The sequence below is a fragment of the Pararhizobium arenae genome (assembly GCF_001931685.1).
Lineage (GTDB): Bacteria > Pseudomonadota > Alphaproteobacteria > Rhizobiales > Rhizobiaceae > Pararhizobium > Pararhizobium arenae.
Genome location: NZ_MOOY01000004.1, coordinates 138,274 through 161,056, shown reverse-complemented (window position 1 = coordinate 161,056; position 22,783 = coordinate 138,274). Strand labels below are relative to the sequence as shown.

Genomic DNA, 22,783 nt, shown 5'->3' with positions numbered 1-22,783 from the left:
TCAGAGGTTTTCCAGAATGCGGGCCGCAAATGCCTTGCGTTCTTCATCGCTCCAGGGTTCGGCCGTGCCGAAACCCCAGACGGGGCCTGGCCAGTTGGCGTCACCTTCGCTGCGGGCGATGACATGAACATGAAGCTGGCGCACGATATTGCCAAGCGCGCCGATATTGATCTTGGTTGCCCCCGTCACCTTTTTCAATGCCGTAGCCACCATGTTGGTCTCGAATGTCAGCATGGTCTGATCGAGCGGCGTCAGGTCGAAGACTTCGGAAATACCCTCGCGCTGCGGAACGAGCACCAGCCAAGGCCAGCGCTTGTCGTTCATGACGCGGAGCTGGCAAAGCCCGAGGTTGGAAACGAGCAGACCATCGCGCTCTAGGCGTGGATCGAGAGGAAAATCGGGCAAGGGTGTCTCCGGGCATTCGCGAATTATCGTTGTTTTGCAAATCAATAGCAGTTTTTTGAAGGCTTGGCTTGCTTTTGGTGATGATATTGCCGATATGAAAGCCGGGAGGTTGGTGGTGGACGAGCCACTCGCCAACCGGGTCAGGTCCGGAAGGAAGCAGCCCCAACGAGCCACGGCACGGGTCATCGTGCCAGCCTCCCACCCTTTTCTCAGCCGCCTTTGCCCTTTGGGCCTGAAGGCGCGCTGTCGAAAGAAAGGCCCAAGAGGCCTCGAGCCATGCGGCCCTATATTGGAGAAATATAAAGGTCGATGAGCGAAGACATTTCCCTCTCCCAACCGGAAAAACCCGCGGCCTACCGCGTGCTGGCGCGCAAGTATCGCCCAAAAGATTTTTCCGACCTGATGGTTGGCCAGGAGCCGATGGTGAGGACGCTCACCAACGCCTTCGAGACCGGCCGCATCGCCCAGGCCTATATGCTGACAGGCGTGCGCGGGGTCGGCAAGACCACGACTGCCCGCATCCTTGCACGCGCCCTGAACTACAAGACGCCCGAGATCGACAAGCCGACCATCGACCTGCGCGTTCCCGGCGAACATTGTCAGGCGATCATGGAAGGCCGCCATGTCGACGTGATCGAGATGGACGCCGCCTCCCATACCGGTATCGACGATATCCGCGAGATCATCGAGCAGGTGCGCTACCGCCCGGTTTCGGCGCGCTACAAGGTCTATATCATCGACGAAGTGCACATGCTTTCGACGCAGGCCTTCAACGGCTTGTTGAAGACGCTCGAAGAGCCGCCGGAGCATGTGAAGTTCATCTTCGCCACCACGGAAATCCGCAAGGTTCCGATCACGGTGCTGTCGCGCTGCCAGCGCTTTGACCTGCGCCGTATCGCCGCCACGGATCTCGTCGGCCTGTTCACCACCATTCTCGGCAAGGAAGGCGTGGATGCCGAGCCGGATGCGCTGGCGATGATTGCCCGCGCCGCCGAAGGTTCCGCCCGCGATGGCCTGTCACTGCTCGATCAGGCAATTGCCCATGGTGCCGGTCGTGTTGAGGTCGAGGCGGTGCGATCCATGCTCGGCCTCGCCGATCGCGCCTGCATCGTCGATCTTTTCCATCATATCGTGAAGGGCGATGTCGCGGCGGTGCTCGACGAGTTCGGCCGGCAATATGAGGCGGGCGCCAGCCCGTCCGTCGTGCTGACCGATCTTGCCGATTTCACCCACCTCGTTACCAAGCTCAAATATGTGCCGGATGCAGCAAACGACCAGTCGCTGAGCGAGATCGAGCGCACCCGTGGCGCCGAGTTCGCCTCCGGCGTCGCCGTCACCACGCTGTCGCGCATCTGGCAGATGCTGCTGAAGGGCATTCCGGAGACGGAAAGCTCATCGCGCCCCGCCGGGGCCGCCGAGATGGTGCTGATCCGTCTGGCCCACGCCGCCCATCTGCCGGCCCCGGAAGATGCGGCGCGTCGCCTGCTTGAGCTTTCCGGCAGCGATGCAGGGCGCGCGGCGTCCGTCAATGGCAGCGGTAATGGCGCGACCTCGGCTCAGGGCTCCGCTCCGGCAACGCAGGCCCGTGGTTTTGATGCGCCGCCCACCCAGCGCGCCACCGGCAATGGCGCAACAATGCTGCGCGCCGTGCCGGCGACACAGGCGCCTGCTGCGCAGCCGGTCGGTCGCATTGAGGAAAAGCCTGCCGAGGCACCTGTCGCCAGAGCTCAGCTGAAAGTGCCGGTCAATTCCGTTGCCGATATCGCCGAGCTCTGCGCCAAGAACCGAGACATCCGCCTGAAGACGCTGGTGCGCGGCTTCGTGCGCCTCGTCAATCTCGAGCCGGGCCGGCTGGAGATCAACCTTCCCGACGATGCGCCAAAGACACTGGTTGCCGATTTGCAAAAGCGGCTGGAGGAATGGACCGACATTCGATGGATGGTGATCCTCAGCCGCGAGCCCGGGCAGCAGACGCTTCTGGAAGCCGAGCAGCAGGCGCAGGAAAAGCGCCTGAGCGACGCGCGCCAGGACCCTGACGTTGCCGCCATCCTCTCCCGTTTCCCGGGCGCCAAGATCGCCGACGTGCGCATCAAGGGGCCGGACCCTGAAGTGGAAGAGCCGCAGGTCGTGGCCGTGGCAGAATCCGAGGAAGGCGACATCCTTCCCGGCGACGATATCGAGCACTAAATACAAGTACCGCAGTTTGAAGAGGAAAACCGATGCGCGACCTCATGGGCATGATGGGCAAGGTCAAGGAAATGCAGGCCAAGATGGAGAAGATGCAGGAGGAAATCTCCGCTCTCGAAGTCGATGGCACCTCCGGCGGCGGCCTTGTCACCGTTCGCATGGACGGCAAGGGCAACCTCAAGGGTCTCAAGATCGATCCTTCGCTGTTCAAGGAAGACGATGTCGAAATTCTCGAAGACCTGATCGTTGCTGCCCACAAGGATGGCAAGGACAAGGCGGAAGCCATTGCCGCAGAAAAGACCCGCGCGCTGACCGCCGGTCTGCCTATCCCGCCCGGTATGAAGCTGCCTTTCTGATCGGCGAATAATTCCGAACGACAAAACGAACGCCGCTGGCAATCACCGCGCAGCGGCGTTTATCTATGCTGCGTGCAGGTGATAGAGCTTGTTGACGATGATCCAGCGGCTTTCGATCTTCAAAAGTGACAGATAATCGGTAAAGCGCATCCCGGCGAATTCGTCGGTCACCTTGACGCTTGCCGCATCGCCGGAAATGTCGATCGTCTCCACATCCATGACCGGCTGCGTGCCCGGAGGCGATGGCGGTTCGGCGAGCACGGCGGCGATGAACTCATCCCGCGTCAGCCATTCGACCGCGCCCTCATAATTGCCGATGATGCGGGCATTGACATGGAAGGCCTTGCGCAAGGCCGCCTCGTTGCCGAAGGCCATGCCGTCGACATAGAGATGCAAGATCGTCCTGATGGCCTGCTCTTCCGACATCTGCGTCCTCCGCCAAAGCTACCGGATTGCGTGAGCATTCTATCACAGGCTTCCTCCCCCGAGAAATCGTGCCTCTGGTTTCGGGTGGCGCCAGACCTGCCTGCTGCTATCCTTTCCTTGAAACGGGAGGGGCGGATGAAGAAACCGGGATCGATGCGGGCGCTGGAGGATATGGGCCGGGCACGGCTGTCGGAAAATTTCTTCCTGCGGGATTTCCTGCATTCCGAGATCGCCGATTTCTACGGCATACCCAATATTCCTGATGACCCGGAGCTTGCCATCGAAGCCGGAAGCCGGCTCTGCGAAGAGTTGCTGGAGCCGCTGCAGCGAACCTTTGGCCGGCTTCATATCCGCTCCGGGTATCGCTCGCGCAGCGTCAACGCATTCGGCAACCGCAACAAGCTGAACTGCTCTACCAATGCGGCAAGCGCTGCCGATCACATCTGGGACATGCGCGATGCGGATGGTTGCATCGGTGCGACGGCCTGCATCGTCGTGCCGTGGGTATGGGACAACAGGGACAGGCTGCAGGGCTGGCAATCGCTGGCCTGGTGGATACACGACCAGTTGCCCTATGCCTCCCTCTGCGTGTTCCCAAAACTCTGGGCGATGAACATCCAGTGGCATGAGCGGCCGGCGCGCCGCATCCGCAGTTATGCCGCCCCTGCCGGCGTTCTGACCAAACGCGGCATGGCCAGCCACGAGGGCAGCCACGCGGAGTTCTATGAGGGATTTCCGACCCTCAGAAGCGGCTAGCGGTGCAGATCGCGGCTTTCACGGAAAGCTTATGCGATAGCGGACATGGCCATCGGCCTTGGCGTATTGATCATAGAGACGGCGCGCGGTGATGTTGTTTTCATCCGTGTGCCAGTAGAGCTTCGACCAGCCCTTGGTCTTTGCCTGCTCGACGAGATCATCGATCAGGGCCCGACCGACACCCTTGCCGCGCACGCTATCATCGACGAACAGATCTTCCAGATAACAGGCCGGCCCTATAGTCCAGGTCGCTTCGTGCAGAACCGAGATTGCGAAACCGACCAAGCGCCCGTCAAGAACGGCAGCGCGCATGAACAACGCGGATGCCGGGTCGAGAACCCGCCGCCATGTGGTATCCGTCACCTCATCTGGCACCATGACTTTGTAGAAGATATTGTAGCCGGTCCAGAGGCGACGCCAGTCGGCTTCGTCCTCCGGCTTGGCATCGCGGATTTCCAGCGTCATTCGCTCGCCTCATTGAGCAGGCGGCAGGCCTCGTCGCTCAGCGTGATTGTCGCCGATTTGATCAGGCTTTCCACTTGCGGCAGGCTGGTGGCGCTGGCGATCGGTGCCGTCACGCCCCGCCGAGCCATGACCCAAGCCAGAGCAACCTCTGCCTGAGTTGCGCCAAGTTCACCGGCAACTTCGTCCAAGGCTCCCAGAATACGCATGCCGCGGCCATCGAGATATTTGCCGATGCCGCCGCCACGGGCGGAGCCTTCGAGGTCCTTGTGCGAGCGGTATTTGCCCGAGAGAAACCCTTTGGCGAGGCTGAAATAGGTGATGACGCCGATCTCATCGGCGATGCAGAGATTGCGCAGCGCGCCATCGAAGGAAGAACGGTCGTAAAGATTATATTCCGGCTGGAGCACGTCGTAGCGCGGCAGGCTCTTGGCCGCCGAGACATCAAGCGCCTCGCGCAGTTGCGCAGCATCGAGATTGGAGGCGCCGATATGGCGAACCTTGCCCTCCTTCAAAAGCTTATCATAGGCTGCCAGCGTTTCCTCGTAGGGCGTTTCCGGGTCCGGCCAGTGGGACAGATAGAGATCGATGTAGTCGGTCTGCAGCCGCATCAAACTGTCTTCCACCGCCTGTTTGATCCAGCCTGCCTTGAGGCCTTTCTTGCCCGGCCCCATCTCGGACCCGACCTTGGTGATGATGATGGCTGCATCCCGCGAACGCCCCGATTGCTTCAGCCATTTGCCGATGATCGTCTCGGATTCCCCGCCCTGATTGCCCGGCACCCAGGAGGAATAGACATCGGCCGTGTCGATGGCATTGAAGCCGGCATCGAAGAAACGGTCGAGCAGGGCGAAGGAAGTCTTTTCATCGGCCGTCCAGCCAAAGACATTGCCGCCGAAAACCAGCGGGGCGATGGACAGGCCAGTGCGGCCAAGGCTGCGCTTTTCCATGGGATAAGCTCCTATGTGAGGGGAAGGTGTCAGACCGGAGGCTCAACACTGCAACAGCATGGGCCGGTTCGTACAGGCCGTTTTTTGCCGGAAGATGCGAATTATTCGAATGCGATACCGCTTGATAGGCACGTACCTCATCGATAGTGTGCCGCCAACAATCAGGGAGGACCTCATATGCTGCGTTTCGGCATTCTATCCACCGCCAAGATCGGCCGCGAACTCGTCGTGCCCGCTATTCAGGACGCGGAAAACTGCGTCGTGACGGCGATCGCCAGCCGCGATCTTGCCAAGGCCCGCGCCATGGCCGACCGCTTTTCCGTGCCGCATGCCTTCGGCAGCTATGAGGACATGCTGGCTTCGGACAAGATCGATGCCGTCTACATTCCTCTGCCGACCTCGCAGCACGTTGAGTGGTCGATCAAGGCAGCCAATGCCGGCAAGCATGTGCTCTGCGAAAAGCCGATCTCGTTGCATGCCTCGCAGATCGATGCCCTGATCGAAGCCCGCGACCGCAACAAGGTGATCGTCTCGGAAGCCTTCATGGTGACCTACAGCCCTGTGTGGCGGAAGGTTCGCTCGCTGCTAAATGAAGGGGCAATCGGCAAGCTGCGCTATGTGCAGGGTGCCTTCACCTACTTCAACCGCGATACCGCCAACATGCGCAACATCCCCGAGCTTGGCGGTGGCGGCCTGCCGGATATCGGCGTCTACCCGACCATCTCCACCCGCTTTGTTACCGGCAAGGAGCCGGTTCGCGTGCAGGCGAACACCGATCGCGACCCGGATTTCGGCACGGACATCTTCTCAAGCGTTCGCGCCGATTTCGGTGATTTTGAGCTGGCTTTCTACATCTCGACCCAGCTCGCAGCACGCCAGATCATGGTCTTCCATGGCGACAAGGGTTTCATCGAGGTGAAGTCGCCCTTCAACGCTGATCGCTACGGCGCCGAGGAAATCGAGCTGACGAACCAGAACCATTCCCAGTCGCAACACTTCCGCTTCCAGGATGCCCGCCAGTACAAGCTGCAGGCAGAAGCTTTCGCCCGCGCAGCCGCTGGTGAAAACGAGGAGATCGTGTCGCTGGAAAGCTCGGTCAAGAACCAGAAGCTCATCGACGCGATCTATCGCGCAAGCGACAAGGATGGCTGGGAAGCGATCTGAGGTTCAGAAAAGCCGAAGCCTGAAGACACGGACGCAGCGGCCTCGGTCGCTGCGTTTTCCGTTCAGGCAGTGCGCAGACGGTCTGCTGCCAGATAGCCGCCAACAGCAGTTGCGATGCCGGCATTATAGCCGAGAATGGCAAGTCCCAGAGAGATCAGGGAAACCGGCCCCGCGGACAACAGCGCAGCGGCGGTAAAGGCGACAAGGATCAGGCAGCCGGCAGTCATGTAGCAGACGACCGAGCGCATACTCGTTGCCAGCAGTCCGATTGCGAATGCGGTCAAGATAATCATCCGACCCTCCCGTTTGCGACTTTGCATCCTCATCCTTGCATGAGGCTCGCTAAATTTCGCTTAATCCGTTTGCATATGCAGTAACGAAGGGAACGGGATCGTTGTTTCAAATTATTACAAAACGTGAAGAGCCGCCGCGCAACGCCGGCGACGGCTCTGTTTTTCCAAGTCATATCAAACCGACAATATCCCCTGCCGTTGTACCGGTCTGTAAAACACGATCGGCCCGCACCGGCAGGATGCTGCCTGCGGAGACTGTCAGAAAGGTTGCCGCCGAACCCGAAACCGTTCTCAGGCTGACGGCACCGCCTGTGCCGACATACAGCGCGCGCACGGCTTCAGGGAGGTCCGTTGTGTCGGACGGGATGATCGGAAAGGCATGGGACGCCGGGCCAGTCAGCGAGGCGGCATTGGCGGAAAAACGATCAGGCATGGCAGCTCCTTTATCTGCAAGTGCAACTGTCCTCATCATCGCCGATCGCAACCTTGCGGGATAAAACGGGGATGTTGAAACGCCTGTTGAGGGCGACACAGGGATGCTGGCAAAAAGCGTCCAGACGCTGCAAAATGACGCCATGAGCTCCTTCTTCGAATCGCAAAGCCCCTCCAATCTTGCCGAGTATTCGGTCTCCGAACTGTCCGGCTCGATCAAGCGGACGGTCGAGCAGGCGTTCGATCAGGTGCGCGTGCGCGGCGAGATTTCCGGTTATCGCGGGCCTCATTCCTCCGGCCATGCCTATTTCGCGCTGAAGGACGACAAGGCGCGCATAGATGCCGTGATCTGGAAGGGCACGATGAGCCGGCTCAAGTTCCGGCCGGAAGAGGGAATGGAAGTGATCGCGACCGGCAAGGTCACCACCTTCCCGGGATCGTCAAAATACCAGATCGTCATCGAAACGCTCGAACCAGCTGGCGCCGGCGCGCTGATGGCGTTGCTGGAAGAGCGCAAGCGCAAGCTGGCGGCAGAAGGCCTTTTCGAGACTGCGCGAAAACACCCTCTGCCTTTCATGCCGCGCGTTATCGGCGTGGTGACATCGCCGACCGGCGCCGTTATCCGCGATATTCTGCATCGTATCTCCGATCGTTTTCCCGTTCATGTGGTCGTCTGGCCCGTTCGGGTTCAAGGCGAAGGTTCGGGCAATGAGGTGGCGGCTGCGATCGAGGGCTTCAATGCTTTTGCGCCGGATGGACCGATCGCGGTTCCTGACGTGATCATCGTAGCGCGTGGCGGCGGCAGTCTCGAAGACCTCTGGAGTTTCAACGATGAGGCGGTGGTGCGTGCCACAGCGGCGTCGCGGATCCCGCTGATCTCCGCCGTCGGCCATGAAACCGACTGGACGCTGATAGACTACGCCGCCGACCAGCGCGCGCCGACACCGACCGGAGCCGCGGAAATGGCCGTACCGGTCAAGGCAGAGCTGGAGGCGATGATATCCGGCCTCGGTGCCCGCCTGAAGGGTGCCGCCAGCCGGCAGATGGACAATCGTCGCCAGTCCCTTCGCGCGCTTGGCCGGGCCATGCCGTCGCTCGACCAGCTTCTTGCCCTGCCGCGCCGCCGTTTTGACGAGGCGGCCGCCGGGCTCGGCCGCGGCCTGCAGATGAACACCGCCGACAAGCGCCGCAGCTTCGAGCGCATCTCCGCCCATCTGCGCCCCGATATGCTGTCCAGCCGGCTTGCCGAGCGCCGCCAGCGGCTTTCGGAGCGCATGGTTCGGGCCGAGCGCATCGTGGAGCGCATGATGGACCGTGCGCGGGGCCGAACCGCTTCCGCCGATGCGTCATTACGTGCCCTGCCCGCCCGCATTCTGGGACAGGTGCACCGCTCTCGGGATCGGATCAACGGACTGTCCGCGCGCGCTGATACGGCCGTGATCGCCGATGTCAGACGGCTCAAGGGGTTGGTTGTCGCGCAAGACCGTGTGCTGCAATCGCTTTCCTATCGAAATGTACTGAAGCGCGGTTATGCGATTGTCTACGACGACAAGGGCGCGCCGGTGCATGCCGCCGGCGCCCTTGGCCCCGGCCAGGCGATCTCGATCGAGTTTAGCGACGACCGGATCGCTGCGGTGACGACGAGCGGTTCTGCGGCACCGGCCAAGCCGGTAAAGAAGCGCACCGAAAAGCAGGCCGACGCGCCGAAGCAGGGCAGCCTGTTCTGAACGTTTGGCAGCGCCGATCACGGAGTTCACATGCACCTGCTCATGGTTCTGGCCCATCCGCTTGAAGACAGCTTCGCCGCCAGCGTGGCGCGCACGGCGCGGCAAACGCTCGAAGCCAACGGCCATACGGTCGATCTGTTCGATCTTTATGCCGAAAATTTCGACCCGCGCCTGAGCGAAACCGAACGTCGCGGCTATTTCGATACGCCCTACGATACAACAGCGGTTGACGGCATCGTCGCACGTCTGCAGGCGGCGGAAGGCCTGATCCTTGTCTTTCAGCAATGGTGGTTCAATTTTCCTGCGGTGCTCAAGGGTTTCTTCGACCGTATTTTTGCGCCCGGCATTGCTTTCGATCATGACAAGGCGGGCGGGCGGATCATTCCGAAGCTCACGAATATCCGGCTCTTCTGGGCGTTCACCACAACGGGCTCTCCCTGGTGGGTCGTCAGGCTTTACATGGGCGATCCCGTTCGCCGGCTGCTCAAACGAGGCATCGCCAGCTTCTGTGCGAAGAAACTGGATTTCCGCATGTTGGCCCTGCACGACATGGACCGCGTGTCTGATGAACAGCGCAGGGCGCATCTTGCCCGCATTGCCCGCGCGGTTACACAAATCCGCTGACAAAAAGAAACGCTTCCGTAACGATCCTTGATTATCGTGGCGAAAATTCACGCGAGCATTCCGCCTTGCCGATCGAACTTTCTGCCTCGCAAGCGCTGACCCTCTGGCATGACGTTTCCCTTCAACAGGTTCGTGTGGGCCAGCATGACCTGACGCTGCGCCAGATCTCGATTCTTTTGCATATCTACCTGATGCCCCCGCCCCATACCGTACGCGGACTTGCCGAAACCCTTGGCGTTACCAAACCGGTCATCACCCGCGCGCTGGATACGATGGGCGAACTACAGCTCGTCTCCCGCAGCCGCGACGACAAGGACCGGCGCAACGTCATCATCAAACGCACGCTCGAAGGCGCGCTTTATCTTGAAAAACTCGGCGACCTCATCATTGATCAGGGCCGCAAACTGTCTATCTGAGAAACCATGTCCGATCTCCCCGACCGCCGGCTCAACGCCTATCGCCCCGATCTTGCCGAAGAGCGGCTGCGCGGCCTCGTCGCTGCTGACAACTACGTGGTTGGCACGCTTTGCGAGGTCAGCGTGCCGGTCGTGCAACTGCGCGCTCGCCCGGAGCTGGAATGCGGCACGGACACGGAACTGCTGCTCGGTGAAATCGTCCATGTTCTGGACACCTCAGCCGGCTGGGCCTGGGTGAAGGCCGACAGCGACGGCTATGTCGGTTATGTGCCGGACTACACGGTCGGACCCGTCCGCAGGAGCCCGACGCATATCGTAACCGCGCCGCGCACCTTCATCTATGTCGGCCCGGACCTGCGTTTCCCGACCGTGCGGGCGATCTCGATGGGAAGCCGGATCACCGTCGTCGACGAGCGCGAGACACGGGGGACGCGATATTTCCTTCTCGACGATGGTCATGCGGTCATCGCCAACCATTGCGCCTCGGTCAATGCACCTATGGCCGACGATTACGTGGCCGTTGCCGGTCGATTTATCGAAACGCCGTATCTGTGGGGCGGGCGCTCAGGCTTCGGCATCGATTGTTCCGGCCTTGTGCAGCTTGCCATGCTCATGACGGGTCGACAGGCGCCGCGCGATACGGATATGCAGGCCAGCGGCTTGGGTACTCCAATCGCCCGCGACGAACTGCGGCGCGGCGATCTCGTCTTCTGGAAGGGCCATGTCGCCATCATGGAAGACGACAGGACGCTGCTGCATGCCAACGGTCATACGATGAATGTTTCCCACGAGGGGCTGGAGGAGGCGATCGACCGGATCGGCTGGCTTTATGACCAACCGACGGGTTATCGCCGACCCTGATCAGTAGCCAGCTTCGCGATCCACCAGATGCTGCAAGGGCTGACCGCTCTCAAGGCGATCGATCTGCTGCTGGACATGGGCAAACAGCGCCTTGACGTCCGACGATGCCGCAACATGTGGCGTCACATAAACATTGTCCATCTCCCAGAACGGGCTGTCTTTCGACAGTGGTTCCTTTTCGAACACATCCAGGGAGGCGGCATGGAGGACACCCTTCTCCAGCGCCGCCACAATATCACTCTCGACCTGACTGCCGCCACGGCCGCCATTGATGAAAACGGGTGCGCCGAATGCTCCTTTGCGGCTGAGCCTGGAGAAGAGTTCGGCGTTGAAGATGCCGCGTGTATCATCCGTCAGCGGCAGCAGGCCGACGAGGAAATCCGTTTTGGCAAGGAAGGCATCAAGCTGATCGCCGTCGAAGGTCTCGGTGCCTTCGATGTGCTTCTTCGAGCGCGACCAGCCTACGGTCTTGAAACCCATCGTCGAAAGTTTCCGGATCGCATCCTGCCCAAGCACGCCGAGGCCCATGACGCCGACAGTGATGTCGGCGGCTTCCGGCTGGATCAGGTCTTCCCAGACATGCTTTTTCGCACGAGCCTCATAGGCGCGGTGCTGGCGCAGGTGCAGGAGGCACTGCATCACCACCCACTCACTCATGCGCGTCGTCAGGCTGCGATCGACGAAACGCACGAGCGGCACATCCGGCAGGCCGGGAAGTTTGAGAATATGGTCCACGCCTGCACCACCGGAAAACAGAACCTTTAAATCCGGTGCTCGCGAAAAAAGATCGAGACTTGGGTTCCAGACAACCGCATAGTCGATACCGCTCAAGTCGCGGTCGGCATGGGCCGGGTTGGCGAGATTGATGATGTCACGACCGGGAAAGGCGCCGATAAGGGCGGCGTCCACCTCGTCCGGAATGAACTTCAAATCGACGATGACGGGGCTTTTGTCGGACATGATGCACTCAAAATGACTGGTGAAAGAACTACTGGCGCACGGCTGGAACGGCGACCGCTTCCATGTCGAAGGCGGCAGCCATCAGGGCCTTGGTGTAGTCGTCCCTGGGCGCTGTGAAGATTTGCTCGGATGGGCCCTGCTCCACGACTTTGCCGAGCCGCATGACGATCATGTCATTGGCAAGGGCGCGCACCACCTTCAGGTCGTGGCTGATGAAGAGATAGGCGAGCGCATGTTTCGTCTGCAGGTCGCGCAACAGATCGACCACCTGCGCCTGCACGCTCATATCGAGCGCGGACGTCGGCTCGTCGAGCATGACGAACTGGGGCTTGAGCACCATGGCGCGGGCGATGGCGATGCGCTGCCGCTGGCCGCCGGAGAACTCATGCGGATAACGCCAGCGGGTTGCGGCATCGAGCCCGACCTCTTCCAGCGCCGCAGCGACGCGGGCGTCGCGTTCCTTGTCGGACAGCGCGCTCTCGTGAACCTTGAGACCTTCGCCGATGATATCGGAGACGGCCATGCGCGGTGACAGCGAGCCGAAGGGGTCCTGAAACACGATCTGCATGCGATTGCGCAGTGGCCGCATGTCCTTGAAGGTGTAGTCGGCAATATCCTGCCCGACGAAGGCGATGCGGCCCTTGGATGAGATCATCCGCGTCAATGCCAGTCCGAGCGTCGTCTTGCCGGAGCCGGATTCACCGACGACGCCGAGCGTCTGGCCGGCGCGCAGCGAAAGATCGATGCCGTCCACAGCCTTCACATGATCCACGACCCGGCGGAGAAACCCTGCCTTGATCGGGAACCAGACTTTGACGTCCTGCGCCTCCATCACGACCGGTTTCGACAGATCGGAGGTCGGCGGCTTGCCCTTCGGCTCGGCGGCGAGCAGATGCTTGGTATAGGCATGCTGCGGATTGGAGAAGATTTCTGCGGTCGGACCGGTCTCGACGATCTTGCCCTTTGTCATCACGCAGACGCGATCGGCGATCTTGCGGACGATGCCGAGGTCATGGGTGATAAACAGCATGGACATGCCATGCTCGTCCTTGAGCGTCTTCAACAGCGCCAATATCTGCGCCTGCACAGTCACGTCGAGCGCCGTGGTCGGCTCGTCGGCGATCAGCAGTTCCGGCCGGTTGGCAAGCGCCATGGCGATCATCACGCGCTGGCGCTGACCGCCGGAAAGCTCGTGCGGATAGGCGGACAGGCGCTTTTCCGGCTCGCGGATACCGACCTGGTTCAGAAGCTCCAGCACGCGGGTTCGCGCGGCGGGACCGGTGATACCCTGATGCAGATCGAGGATTTCGGCGATCTGCCGCTCGATCGAATGCAGCGGATTGAGCGAGGTCATCGGCTCCTGGAATATCATGGTGATGTCGTTGCCGCGCACATGGCGCAGTTCCGCATCCGATGCTTTCAGGAGGTCCTTGCCGTTGAACAGGATTTCGCCGCTCGGGTGGCTGGCGGACGGATAGGGCAGAAGCTTCAGGATCGAATTGGCCGAGACCGATTTTCCCGAGCCGGATTCGCCCACCAGAGCCACCACTTCACCACGGCGAATGTCGAAGGACACGCGATCGACGGCAAGCGACGTGTTGCCGCCCTGATGGAAGGCCACCGAGAGATCGCGAACGGAAAGCAGGGGTTCTGTCACTTGTTCGCTCACTGGAATGTTTTCCTTGGATCGAAGGCATCGCGCACGGCTTCTCCGACAAAGATCAGCAGTGACAGCATCACCGACATGACGATGAAGGCCGTCAGGCCCAGCCATGGCGCCTGCAGATTCGATTTGCCCTGTGCGATCAGCTCACCAAGCGAGGCCGAACCCGGCGGCATACCGAAGCCGAGGAAGTCGAGCGAGGTCAGCGTCGTGATCGAGCCGGACAAGATGAAGGGCAGGAAGGTGAGCGTCGCCACCATCGCGTTCGGCAAGAGGTGCCGCCACATGATCGTGAGATTTCCGACTCCGAGCGCGCGGGCGGCGCGCACATATTCGAAATTGCGTGCGCGCAAGAACTCGGCACGCACCACGCCGACGAAGCCGACCCAGGAGAAGAGCAGCATGATGCCGAGCAGGACGAAGAAACCCGGCGGCATGATCGCCGCGATGATCAGCAGGATGTAAAGCACCGGCATCGACGACCAGATCTCGATAAAGCGCTGCATCAGCAGGTCAGTCCAGCCGCCGAAATAGCCTTGGACCGCACCCGCGGAGACGCCGACGACGGCGGAAGCGATGGTCAGCGCCAAACCGAAGAGAACCGAGATACGGAAGCCATAGATCATGCGGGCTGTGACATCGCGGGCCTGATCGTCGGTTCCGAGCCAGTTGAGATTGCCGAGCGTACAGCCCGGGTCCTCACTGCCCAGCGGATAGCCGGAGCAGCGTTCCCCAGCATCCATCAGCCAGAACGGTGCCGTCGGGGCCGAATGGGGGATGTTGGAGTTGGCGGTGTTGTAGGAATAACGGATCGGCGGCCAGATCATCCAGCCATTGGCCTGGATTTCGTCGCGGATAAAATCCGAGCGGTAGTCCGTCTCGGCAAGGAAGCCGCCGAACTTCTCTTCCGGATAGTTGACGACCACCGGGAACAGGATCTCACCCTTGTAGGATGCGATCAGCGGCTTGTCGTTGGCGATGAACTCGGCAAACAGGCTGAGCACGAACAGGACCATGAAGATCCAGAACGACCAGTAGCCACGTTTGTTGGCCTTGAAATTCTGCAGCCGTCGCTGATTGACCGGCGTCAGCCAGCCGGCGCGGGGCTCTGCAACAGTGGCGCGGGAGACGACGTCGCTCATCAGACATCCCTCCGCTCGAAATCGATGCGCGGGTCGACCCAGGTGTAGATCAGGTCCGACAGCAGGCTGACGATAAGGCCCATCAACGAGAAGATGTAGAGCGTCGCGAAAACGATCGGATAATCGCGCTTGACCACGGCGTCGTAGCCGAGACGGCCGAGGCCATCGAGCGAGAAGATGTATTCGATCAGCAGCGAACCCGTGAAGAAGGCCGAGATGAAGGCGCCGGGAAAGCCGGCGATGATGATCAGCATCGCATTTCGGAAGACATGGCGATAGAGCACCTGGCTGTCGGTCAGCCCCTTGGCGCGGGCGGTGGTGACATATTGCTTGCGGATTTCATCGATGAACGAGTTCTTGGTGAGCAACGTCGTCGTCGCAAAGGCGGAGATCAGCAGCGTGATCAGGGGCAGCGTCATGTGCCAGACATAGTCAATAATCTTTTCGTACCAGGGCAGCTGATGGAAATTGTCCGAGACGATGCCGCGCAGCGGAAACCAGTCGAGGAAGGAGCCACCGGCGAACAGGACGATCAGCAGGATACCGAACAGGAAGCTTGGCACCGCATAGCCGACGACGATGATGCCGGAGGTCCAGACGTCGAAACGCGAGCCATCGGATATGGCCTTCCTGATGCCGAGCGGGATGGAGATCGCGTAGGACAGGATCAATATCCAGAGCCCGAGCGAAATCGAGACCGGCATCTTTTCCAGAATGAGGTCGATGACCGAGGTATTGCGGAAAAAGCTCTCGCCGAAATCGAAGCGGATGTAGTCCCACATCATCTTGCCGAAGCGCTCGAGCGGCGGCTTGTCGAAGCCGAACTGCTTTTCGAGCTTGGCAATGAACTCGGGATCGAGCCCCTGCGCACCGCGATACTTACCAGCGGATTCGTCGTTGAAGGACTGCCCACCCAGATCACCGCCACCGCCGGAAAGCCGGTCGCCACCCTGGTTCTGGCCGGTGAGATCGGAAATGACCTGCTCAACGGGACCGCCGGGCGCGAACTGCACGACGGCGAAGGAGATGGCCATGATGCCGACGATCGTCGGGATCATCAGCAACAGGCGGCGCAGGATGTAAGCTCCCATCAGAGCGCTCCCGTTGCCTGATGAGCGATGTATCTGAAGTCAGCGGCAGCGCGCCCTGTGGTGGTCAATCCGGTCGTCTCCTTGCCGACAGCCGGCAGATAAGCCGGATGTCGAGTGATTCGCTTTTCCGCATTTGGAGTGCACAGCGCTTGCAAGCGCAAGGCCTCATTGAGAACCGGCACTCTTGCGCCACCAGATAGACGGGAAACCGGTCGAATATTCCGGGAGAACGGCCGGATGTTCGAGATCGGAAGAGTAGGCGATGCGGGAATTGCGAGCCGTATAGCTCGGCACGACGATATGCTTGGCGAGAAGAACCCGGTCGAGGACCTTCGTCGTCGCGATCAGTTCATCGCGATCCTTGGCGAAGATAACACGCTTGATGAGAGTATCGAGAACGGGATCGCTGACACCGGAATAGTTCTGCGATCCGTCGCGATTGGCAGCCGCTGAGCCCCAGTATTCCGCCTGTTCGTTGCCGGGGTTCAGGGACTGCCCCCAGCCTTGATAGACGACATCGAAATCGCGCGAACGCCAGCGATTGGTGAACTGAGAGGAATCGACCGTGCGCACGCTGACCTCGACACCGATCTTCTTCAAACTCTGGGCAAAGGGCAGCGCCACGCGCTCGATCGTCGGGCCATCGAGCAGGATTTCGAAGGTAAAGGGCTCGCCGGTCTTGGCATTGACCATACGGTTGCCCTTCAGCTCGTACCCGGCTTCCTTGAAGAGGCCGATGGCCTGGCGGAGATTGTCACGCACCTTTTTCGGATCGCCCCCGACCGGGCTGACATAGGGCTCCATCACTTCCGGCGGGAGCTGGTCTTTCATTTCATTGATGATTTCCAGCTCGCGGCCTTCCGGCACGCCCTTGGAGGCAAGCTCAGTTCCGTAAAAGAAACTGTCGATCCGCGAATACTGGTTGTAGAAGATCGTGCGGTTCAGCTCCTCGAAATCGAAGGCATAGTTGAGCGCTTTGCGCACCCGCACATCCCCAAATTTCTCTCGCTTCATATTGAAGATGAATCCGACGAGAACACCGCGGTTGCGATAATCATTCTCAAGCTTTTCCAGCTTGATGCGCCCATCCTTGACGGCCGGAAAGTCGTATGAGGTCGCCCAACGCTTGGCCGAATTTTCCCACCAATAGTCCGCATTGCCCGAGCGAAAGGCTTCGAAGGCAACGTCGAGATCGGCGTAATAGGTGTAGATCATGGCGCCGAAGTTATCTTCGCCGATATTGACGTTTATATCCTTGCCCCAATAGTCCTCGCGGCGCTCGAAACGAATGGTCGATCCCGCCTGCATCGAAGCGACCTTGTAGGCGCCCGAACCCATCGGGATTTCCAGAGAGGTCTTGGAGATGTCGCGCTGGTTGCCATTGGCGTCCTTGCCCTCCCACCAATGCTTGGGCACGATCACCAGTTCGCCGACGATCTTGGGAAGCTCGCGATTGTTCTTCTCGTCAAAGCTGAAGGTGACCTCACGATCACCGGTCTTTTCCGCCTTGATGACGTGGGCGTAGTAAAATTCCCGCTGCGGATCGAGCGCCTTGGCCTTTTCGAAGGAGAACACCACATCTTCCGGAGTCACCGGCTGACCGTCTTCCCACTTGGCTTCCGGCCGCAGGCGAAATTTCACCCAGCCAAAATCATCGGGGTAGGCGATGGCCTCCGCCAGCAGCCCGTAATCCGAGGCGATCTCATCCAGCGACGGCTTCATCAGCGTTTCGTAAACAAGACCGGCGACGCCCGCGGCCACTTCGCCCTTGGCAAGGATCGGGTTGAGCGAATCAAACGTGCCCATGGCCGTGAGCCTCAGATCGCCGCCTTTCGGGGCATCCGGGTTCACATAGTCGAAGCGCTTGAAACCATCCTGATACTTCAGCTCGCCAACCGTTGCCGTTCCCCCGCGCCAGACCGGCTCCTGCGCCAGAACCGGACTTGCGACAAGCCCCGCCAAGGCTGCAACGGCAACAGCTTTGATCACGGTTCGGAACGCATTTTCGATGATCGAGCCAATTCGGCGCATATAGGCCTTCCCCTTTTTTTCTCTGTTTGGTGAACAGAATAGGCAAAATCAGGACAAAAGACAGGCGCTGCCTCAAATCAGGCATTTTTTTTGGTTCACGTCCGCGTGTATCGCAAGGCTCGGACAAAGGCGCTCTGGCAGCCTCCGGACCTGCCCTTTTGCCTAATCCATATTGGACGACCGATGACCAAGATCGCCACCCTGTTGCACCGCACGTTTAACGCCTTGATCGCCGCGACGATCGGCATCGGGGTGGTCGCAACGGAAGCGACAGCTGCGGAGCCTGCCAAGCAGATTTTCGGGAAGGTGAAGCTGCCAAGCGAGGGGCCGGCGAGTCCGATCGGATTCTACGCCAAGGGCTGCATGGCCGGCGCCGTCGCCATCCCCACGGATGGTCCGACCTGGCAGGCGATGCGGCTGTCGCGCAATCGCCGCTGGGGTAACCCGGCGATGATCCAGCTGCTCGAAAAATTTTCGAAAGATGCGGCGGGTCTCGGCTGGGGGTCGGGTATCCTCATCGGCGATATCTCACAACCGCGCGGCGGGCCGATGCTGACCGGCCACGCCTCCCACCAGATCGGGCTGGATGCAGACATCTGGTTCACGCCGAAGCCGGCGCAGCCGCTCACTGCCCAGCAGCGCGAGGACATGCCATTTACCTCCATGCTCGACAAGAGCAAGTTCCTGACGGTCAGCAACCAGCGCTGGACGGCGACCCATGCCAATATCGTGATGAAGGCCGCAAGTTATCCGCAGGTGGAGCGCGTCTTCGTCAATCCGGCGATCAAGAAGAAGCTTTGCGACACCTGGACCGGCGACCGCTCGCTGCTCGGCAAGGTGCGTCCGGTCTATGGTCACGACGAACATTTCCATATCCGCATGCACTGCCCACCGGCAGCAAAGGGCTGCAAGGCGCAGGCGCCGGTGACGGCTGGCGACGGCTGCGACAAGTCCCTGGCCTGGTGGTTTACCAAGGAGCCGTGGGCCGCACCGAAGAAAGATCCGAACGCCAAGCCGGTAAAACCGAAGTTCACGATGCTGTCCGATCTGCCAAAGGCTTGTTCAGCCGTTCTCGCGGCGCCGGCCAATTCGGAATCGGCTGCAACCTACGGCACCGCCTATGCAGCGGCCCCGGCCAGTACGTCCGTCGAAGCGGTGATCAATGCCAGCGCCGAACAGGCCGCGAATGAAATGGCGGTTCCGATTCCCACGCCGCGGCCGTTGAATTGAGCGAATAGCGAATAGCGAATAGCGAATAGCGAATAGCGAATAGCGAATAGTTTGATTGGACCTATTCCATTCGCCAATCCCTATTCGCTATTCGCCTCAACTAATTCGCCATTCGCTGTGCCCGTCTTCCCAACGGCGCGTGCCTCATGTAGAGGAAAATCAAATCGATTTAAAACGGCGCCGCCCATGTGGAGACAAGGAGTACGTTCATGTCGTCGCAAAAATGTGTGGCCTTGATCGCCCATGACGAGAAGAAAGCCGATCTCGCCGCCTTCGCCAAGGCTCACGAACATATCCTCGCCAAGTGGAAGATCGTGGCGACAGGAACCACGGGTGGTCGCGTGCAGGAGGCCTGTCCCAGCCTCGATATCACCCGTCTAAAGAGCGGCCCGCTTGGCGGCGACCAGCAGATTGGCGCGATGATCGCCACCGGCGAGGTCGAGATGCTGATTTTCTTTACCGATCCGCTGACGGCCATGCCGCACGATGTCGATGTCAAGGCGCTGATGCGGCTTGCGACCGTCTACGACATTCCCATGGCGCTCAACCGCGCCACCGCGGAACAGTTGATCGCCTTCAACCAACCCTGATACAGAATGCTTCCCGGCACATCATCGCAGCATCGGAACGGATCACCCATGTCTTCGCACCTGCCACACCTCGACGATAGCGACGCGAGCTTCGTCTTCCCCATTCTCGTCGGCGATATCGGCGGCACCAATGCGCGCTTCGCACTGCTGCTGGATGCCTATGCCGAGCCGAAGATCTTTCCGATCATCCCGACCGGGGATTATGCCAGCATCGAGGAAGCGCTGCAGACCAGCATTCTCGACAAGACATCGGTACAGCCGCGCTCGGCGATCATCGCCATTGCCGGCCCGATCAACGGAGACGAAATCCCGCTGACCAACGCCGGCTGGGTGATCAAGCCGAAGGACATGATCTCGGCGCTCAACCTCCAGGACGTGATCATCATCAACGATTTCGAAGCGCAGGCACTGGCCGTCGCCTCGATCGGCGATGACGGGCGCGAAAAGGTCGGCTCCGGCAAAATCCTGCCGTCGGCATCCTGCGCTGTACTCGGCCCCGGCACCGGGCTTGGTGTTGCCGGCCTCCTGCATGCCCGCCACACCTGGTTTCCGGTGCCCGGCGAAGGCGGCCATGTCGATGTCGGCCCGCGCAGCGAACGCGATTTCCACATCTGGCCCTTCCTCGAGCCGATCGAAGGTCGCGTCTCCGGGGAGCAACTGCTCTGCGGCCGCGGTCTCATGAACATCTACCGCGCCGTCTGCGAGGCCGATGGCAAGGATCCGCATATTACCGATCCGGCCGGCATCACCAGCCATGCGCTTTCCGGCGGCGATGTCGCTGCTGTCGAGACCGTCTCACTCTTCTCCACATATCTGGGCCGCGTCGCCGGCGACATGGCGATGATCTTCATGGCGCGTGGCGGCGTGTTCCTGGCCGGCGGTATTTCGCAAAAAATCCTGCCCGCGCTGAAGAAGCCTGAGTTCCGCGCCGCCTTCGAGGACAAGGCGCCACATTCCGCCCTGCTGCGCACCATCCCAACCTTCGTCGTCACACATCCGACGGCAGCTTTGTCCGGCCTCGCAGCCTATGCACGCACCCCCTCTCGCTTTGGTGTTGCGACAGAGGGACGCCGCTGGAGAAGTTGAGCTGCTGTGCCCTTCGCAAGACTCGCCAAACCGTGACACAGGGACTATAGAGCCCTTGAAACGCGCGCCGCCCTGCGGTTGCGCCCTGCTTCAGGCGAGGGAAAACAGCCTTTGAAAGTCGCCAAGACCGCGCATCAGCACGTCGATGCGGAAACCATCACCAGTGTTCTCAAGCGTGTCATCCGCGAGAATGGCCGCGCGCATGTCAAAGGCTATGTTTTCGCGATTTTTTGCCTGGCAGTCGTCGCGGCGACCACCGCCTTTTCCGCCTGGATCATGGAGTCCGTCGTCAACGAGGCCTTTGCGAACAAGCGGGCCGATATCGTTCTTGTCATCTGCGGCTCCATCTTCGCGGCCTTTGTGCTGCGAGGTTTTGCCACCTACGGTCAGGCGGTTGCGCTATCGAAGATCGGCAACAACATTGTCGCCAGCTACCAGCGCCGGCTCTACAGCCACCTGATGGCGCTCAGCGTCGGCTTTTTCAGCGACACCCGCTCGGCACGCATCTCCGCACAGATCAGCCAGAACGTTTCCGGCATCCGTGATGTTTTGAACATGACGGTGACCTCGATAGCGCGAGACTTTCTGACCCTCATTGCGCTGATCGGTGTGATGATCAGCAAGGACTGGCTGCTGACGCTGATCGTCTTCGTCATCGCACCGCCGCTGCTGCTCGGCCTGCGCTACGTCTCCAAGCGCCTGCGTCAGGCGACGCGGGAATCCATCGAGATAAACAGCCACGTTCTGGGCGCGATGCAGGAGACGATCCAAGGCATCACCATCGTCAAGGCTTTCACGATGGAAGACCAGCTGAAAGACAAGGTCGAGTCGATTATCGATCGCGCGGAAAACCGCGCCAACCGGATCGCACGGCTGAGCGAGCGCACAGCGCCCATGACGGAAAGCTTCGCCGGCTTTGCCATCTCGAGCGTACTCGCCTATGCCGCCTTCCGCTCGATTTACGGCGACGTCCAGCCGGGTGCCTTCTTCGCTTTCGTCACCGCCTTGCTCATGGCCTATGATCCGGCGCGGCGCCTCGCCCGTTTGCAGGTGAACCTTGAGCGCGCCGTCGTCAATGCCCGGATGATCTATGAAGTTCTCGACACAGTTCCGCATCAGCGGGATCATCCGGACGCAACGGAACTGAAACTGGATCAGGCCCAGATTGAATTTCGAAACGTGCATTTCGGCTACGCCACCGGCGGTGACATTCTGAAGGGCGTGAGTTTTATAGCGGAGGGCGGGAAGACCACTGCCCTTGTCGGTCCGTCGGGCGCCGGAAAATCCACGGTCATCAGCCTTATCCCCCGGTTCTACGATCCGGGCGCGGGTGAAATCCTGATCGACGGGCAGGATATCGCCCATGTGACCAAACAATCCCTGCGAAACGGTCTCGCCTATGTCTCGCAACAGCCTTACCTGTTCGAAGGCTCGATCCGCGACAACATCCGCTACGGTCGGCCGGAGGCGACTGATGGGGAAATCGAAGAGGCAGCAAAGCTTGCCTACGCCCACGACTTCATCATCACTCAACCGCAGGGCTACGATACGCCCGTGGGTGAAAATGGCGTGACGCTTTCCGGCGGCCAGCGCCAGCGGCTGTCGATTGCCCGCGCCCTGGTGCGCAAGGCACCCATCCTGCTGCTTGACGAAGCGACATCGGCGCTCGACACCGAATCGGAATCCGCCGTTCAGAAGGCGCTGGATCATGCCATGGCAGGCCGCACCGTGGTCGTCATTGCCCACCGCCTGTCGACCATCGTCAATGCCGACAAGATCATCGTGATGCGGGAAGGCCTTGTCGTGGAAGAGGGCACCCATGAGGCGCTTGCGCAGCGTAGCGACGGGCTTTACGCTCGCCTTCACAATCTGCAGGGCGGGTCCGAAGACGCCGATTCAATGGAAGATCAGGAACTTCAGAAGTGAGCGCA

General features: G+C 60.5%; 23 protein-coding genes and 1 other RNA gene. 13 read left to right on the top strand and 11 right to left on the bottom strand.

Annotated elements, in window-relative coordinates; all coding sequences use genetic code 11:
* Positions 1-405: an HIT domain-containing protein gene (locus tag BLX89_RS10090; RefSeq protein WP_143523578.1), complete on the bottom strand. Its 405-nt coding sequence runs from the start codon at positions 403-405 to the stop codon at positions 1-3.
* Between the two features lie 104 nt (positions 406-509).
* On the opposite strand from BLX89_RS10090, the gene ffs reads away from it, so the two are divergent.
* From ffs to BLX89_RS10075, 3 genes are all read left to right on the top strand, one after another.
* An RNA gene (gene ffs / locus BLX89_RS10085) (signal recognition particle sRNA small type) lies at positions 510-607 on the top strand.
* Between the two features lie 107 nt (positions 608-714).
* Entirely contained in the window at positions 715-2,592 is a 1,878-nt protein-coding gene (locus BLX89_RS10080) for a DNA polymerase III subunit gamma/tau (protein ID WP_075290679.1), read from the top strand.
* 32 nt (positions 2,593-2,624) lie between these two features.
* Positions 2,625-2,948 (top strand): YbaB/EbfC family nucleoid-associated protein, encoded by a 324-nt coding sequence (locus tag BLX89_RS10075; protein ID WP_075290677.1) that lies wholly within the window; start codon positions 2,625-2,627, stop codon positions 2,946-2,948.
* Positions 2,949-3,011: 63 nt separating this feature from the next.
* Here BLX89_RS10075 and BLX89_RS10070 read toward each other — a convergent pair whose 3' ends face one another.
* The gene (locus tag BLX89_RS10070; RefSeq protein ID WP_075290675.1) at positions 3,012-3,374 is read right to left on the bottom strand and encodes a nuclear transport factor 2 family protein; all 363 of its coding nucleotides are present in this window, start codon (positions 3,372-3,374) and stop codon (positions 3,012-3,014) included.
* A gap of 135 nt (positions 3,375-3,509) precedes the next feature.
* On the opposite strand from BLX89_RS10070, the gene BLX89_RS10065 reads away from it, so the two are divergent.
* Entirely contained in the window at positions 3,510-4,130 is a 621-nt protein-coding gene (locus BLX89_RS10065; RefSeq protein WP_075290673.1) for a hypothetical protein, read from the top strand.
* An 18-nt stretch (positions 4,131-4,148) separates the two neighbouring features.
* Here the strand turns inward: BLX89_RS10065 and BLX89_RS10060 are convergent, their stop codons facing one another.
* Together BLX89_RS10060 and BLX89_RS10055 are read right to left on the bottom strand one after the other, a co-directional pair.
* Complete coding sequence (locus tag BLX89_RS10060; protein WP_075290671.1) at positions 4,149-4,595, bottom strand: GNAT family N-acetyltransferase; 447 nt, start codon at positions 4,593-4,595, stop codon at positions 4,149-4,151.
* Positions 4,592-5,542, bottom strand: coding sequence for an aldo/keto reductase (locus BLX89_RS10055; protein ID WP_075290669.1), 951 nt, complete (start codon positions 5,540-5,542; stop codon positions 4,592-4,594). The genes BLX89_RS10060 and BLX89_RS10055 overlap by 4 nt, the downstream gene beginning before the upstream one ends.
* Positions 5,543-5,719: 177 nt before the next feature.
* Here BLX89_RS10055 and BLX89_RS10050 point away from each other — a divergent pair, with 177 nt between their 5' ends.
* Positions 5,720-6,706, top strand: a complete 987-nt coding sequence (locus tag BLX89_RS10050; protein WP_075290667.1) for a Gfo/Idh/MocA family protein — start codon at positions 5,720-5,722, stop codon at positions 6,704-6,706.
* Positions 6,707-6,768: 62 nt separating this feature from the next.
* Here BLX89_RS10050 and BLX89_RS10045 read toward each other — a convergent pair whose 3' ends face one another.
* Positions 6,769-6,999, bottom strand: coding sequence for a hypothetical protein (locus BLX89_RS10045; RefSeq protein ID WP_075290665.1), 231 nt, complete (start codon positions 6,997-6,999; stop codon positions 6,769-6,771).
* 169 nt (positions 7,000-7,168) lie between these two features.
* A complete protein-coding gene (locus tag BLX89_RS10040) occupies positions 7,169-7,432 on the bottom strand; it encodes a spike base protein, RCAP_Rcc01079 family (RefSeq protein ID WP_075290664.1) in 264 nt (87 codons plus the stop codon).
* Positions 7,433-7,574: 142 nt separating this feature from the next.
* Here BLX89_RS10040 and xseA point away from each other — a divergent pair, with 142 nt between their 5' ends.
* From xseA to BLX89_RS10020, 4 genes are all read left to right on the top strand, one after another.
* Complete coding sequence (gene xseA, locus BLX89_RS10035; RefSeq protein ID WP_075291088.1) at positions 7,575-9,158, top strand: exodeoxyribonuclease VII large subunit; 1,584 nt, start codon at positions 7,575-7,577, stop codon at positions 9,156-9,158.
* Positions 9,159-9,188: 30 nt separating this feature from the next.
* Complete coding sequence (locus BLX89_RS10030) at positions 9,189-9,782, top strand: NAD(P)H-dependent oxidoreductase (protein ID WP_075290663.1); 594 nt, start codon at positions 9,189-9,191, stop codon at positions 9,780-9,782.
* Between the two features lie 65 nt (positions 9,783-9,847).
* Positions 9,848-10,198 (top strand): MarR family winged helix-turn-helix transcriptional regulator, encoded by a 351-nt coding sequence (locus BLX89_RS10025; protein WP_075290662.1) that lies wholly within the window; start codon positions 9,848-9,850, stop codon positions 10,196-10,198.
* Positions 10,199-10,204: 6 nt separating this feature from the next.
* Positions 10,205-11,059 (top strand): C40 family peptidase, encoded by an 855-nt coding sequence (locus BLX89_RS10020; RefSeq protein WP_075290661.1) that lies wholly within the window; start codon positions 10,205-10,207, stop codon positions 11,057-11,059.
* On the opposite strand, the gene BLX89_RS10015 is transcribed toward BLX89_RS10020, so the two are convergent.
* The 5 genes from BLX89_RS10015 to BLX89_RS09995 form a co-directional block, all read right to left on the bottom strand.
* Positions 11,060-12,019, bottom strand: coding sequence for a 2-hydroxyacid dehydrogenase (locus BLX89_RS10015; protein WP_075290659.1), 960 nt, complete (start codon positions 12,017-12,019; stop codon positions 11,060-11,062).
* A gap of 28 nt (positions 12,020-12,047) precedes the next feature.
* Positions 12,048-13,676 carry an ABC transporter ATP-binding protein gene (locus tag BLX89_RS10010; protein ID WP_075291087.1) on the bottom strand — a complete coding sequence of 543 codons (1,629 nt, stop codon included), beginning with the start codon at positions 13,674-13,676 and terminating at the stop codon, positions 12,048-12,050.
* Positions 13,677-13,684: 8 nt separating this feature from the next.
* Entirely contained in the window at positions 13,685-14,824 is a 1,140-nt protein-coding gene (locus tag BLX89_RS10005; protein WP_075290657.1) for an ABC transporter permease, read from the bottom strand.
* Positions 14,824-15,915, bottom strand: coding sequence for a microcin C ABC transporter permease YejB (locus BLX89_RS10000; protein WP_075290655.1), 1,092 nt, complete (start codon positions 15,913-15,915; stop codon positions 14,824-14,826). Before BLX89_RS10000 ends, BLX89_RS10005 begins: the two co-directional genes overlap by 1 nt.
* Before the next feature lie 165 nt (positions 15,916-16,080).
* On the bottom strand, positions 16,081-17,946 hold the full coding sequence (locus BLX89_RS09995; protein WP_075290653.1) for an extracellular solute-binding protein: 1,866 nt from the start codon (positions 17,944-17,946) through the stop codon (positions 16,081-16,083).
* 183 nt (positions 17,947-18,129) lie between these two features.
* Between BLX89_RS09995 and mepA the strand changes: the two genes are divergently transcribed.
* The 4 genes from mepA (at position 18,130) to BLX89_RS09975 (ending at position 22,778) form a co-directional block, all read left to right on the top strand.
* A complete protein-coding gene (gene mepA / locus BLX89_RS09990) occupies positions 18,130-19,176 on the top strand; it encodes a penicillin-insensitive murein endopeptidase (RefSeq protein WP_075290651.1) in 1,047 nt (348 codons plus the stop codon).
* Positions 19,177-19,385: 209 nt separating this feature from the next.
* On the top strand, positions 19,386-19,766 hold the full coding sequence (locus tag BLX89_RS09985; protein WP_075290649.1) for a methylglyoxal synthase: 381 nt from the start codon (positions 19,386-19,388) through the stop codon (positions 19,764-19,766).
* A gap of 60 nt (positions 19,767-19,826) precedes the next feature.
* Positions 19,827-20,852, top strand: coding sequence for a glucokinase (locus BLX89_RS09980; protein ID WP_075291086.1), 1,026 nt, complete (start codon positions 19,827-19,829; stop codon positions 20,850-20,852).
* Between the two features lie 111 nt (positions 20,853-20,963).
* Positions 20,964-22,778 carry an ABC transporter ATP-binding protein gene (locus tag BLX89_RS09975; protein ID WP_075290647.1) on the top strand — a complete coding sequence of 605 codons (1,815 nt, stop codon included), beginning with the start codon at positions 20,964-20,966 and terminating at the stop codon, positions 22,776-22,778.
* Positions 22,779-22,783: the final 5 nt, after the last annotated feature.

Bases quoted from the DNA above. Each gene is read 5' to 3' on its own strand.
- BLX89_RS10080 (WP_075290679.1), top strand. From the start codon at position 715: ATGAGCGAAGACATTTCCCTCTCCCAACCGGAAAAACCCGCGGCCTAC.
- BLX89_RS10075 (WP_075290677.1), top strand. From the start codon at position 2,625: ATGCGCGACCTCATGGGCATGATGGGCAAGGTCAAGGAAATGCAGGCC.
- BLX89_RS10070 (WP_075290675.1), bottom strand. From the start codon at position 3,374: ATGTCGGAAGAGCAGGCCATCAGGACGATCTTGCATCTCTATGTCGAC.
- BLX89_RS10065 (WP_075290673.1), top strand. From the start codon at position 3,510: ATGAAGAAACCGGGATCGATGCGGGCGCTGGAGGATATGGGCCGGGCA.
- BLX89_RS10060 (WP_075290671.1), bottom strand. From the start codon at position 4,595: ATGACGCTGGAAATCCGCGATGCCAAGCCGGAGGACGAAGCCGACTGG.
- BLX89_RS10055 (WP_075290669.1), bottom strand. From the start codon at position 5,542: ATGGAAAAGCGCAGCCTTGGCCGCACTGGCCTGTCCATCGCCCCGCTG.
- BLX89_RS10050 (WP_075290667.1), top strand. From the start codon at position 5,720: ATGCTGCGTTTCGGCATTCTATCCACCGCCAAGATCGGCCGCGAACTC.
- BLX89_RS10045 (WP_075290665.1), bottom strand. From the start codon at position 6,999: ATGATTATCTTGACCGCATTCGCAATCGGACTGCTGGCAACGAGTATG.
- BLX89_RS10040 (WP_075290664.1), bottom strand. From the start codon at position 7,432: ATGCCTGATCGTTTTTCCGCCAATGCCGCCTCGCTGACTGGCCCGGCG.
- xseA (WP_075291088.1), top strand. From the start codon at position 7,575: ATGAGCTCCTTCTTCGAATCGCAAAGCCCCTCCAATCTTGCCGAGTAT.
- BLX89_RS10030 (WP_075290663.1), top strand. From the start codon at position 9,189: ATGCACCTGCTCATGGTTCTGGCCCATCCGCTTGAAGACAGCTTCGCC.
- BLX89_RS10020 (WP_075290661.1), top strand. From the start codon at position 10,205: ATGTCCGATCTCCCCGACCGCCGGCTCAACGCCTATCGCCCCGATCTT.
- BLX89_RS10015 (WP_075290659.1), bottom strand. From the start codon at position 12,019: ATGTCCGACAAAAGCCCCGTCATCGTCGATTTGAAGTTCATTCCGGAC.
- BLX89_RS10005 (WP_075290657.1), bottom strand. From the start codon at position 14,824: ATGAGCGACGTCGTCTCCCGCGCCACTGTTGCAGAGCCCCGCGCCGGC.
- BLX89_RS10000 (WP_075290655.1), bottom strand. From the start codon at position 15,915: ATGGGAGCTTACATCCTGCGCCGCCTGTTGCTGATGATCCCGACGATC.
- BLX89_RS09995 (WP_075290653.1), bottom strand. From the start codon at position 17,946: ATGCGCCGAATTGGCTCGATCATCGAAAATGCGTTCCGAACCGTGATC.
- mepA (WP_075290651.1), top strand. From the start codon at position 18,130: ATGACCAAGATCGCCACCCTGTTGCACCGCACGTTTAACGCCTTGATC.
- BLX89_RS09985 (WP_075290649.1), top strand. From the start codon at position 19,386: ATGTCGTCGCAAAAATGTGTGGCCTTGATCGCCCATGACGAGAAGAAA.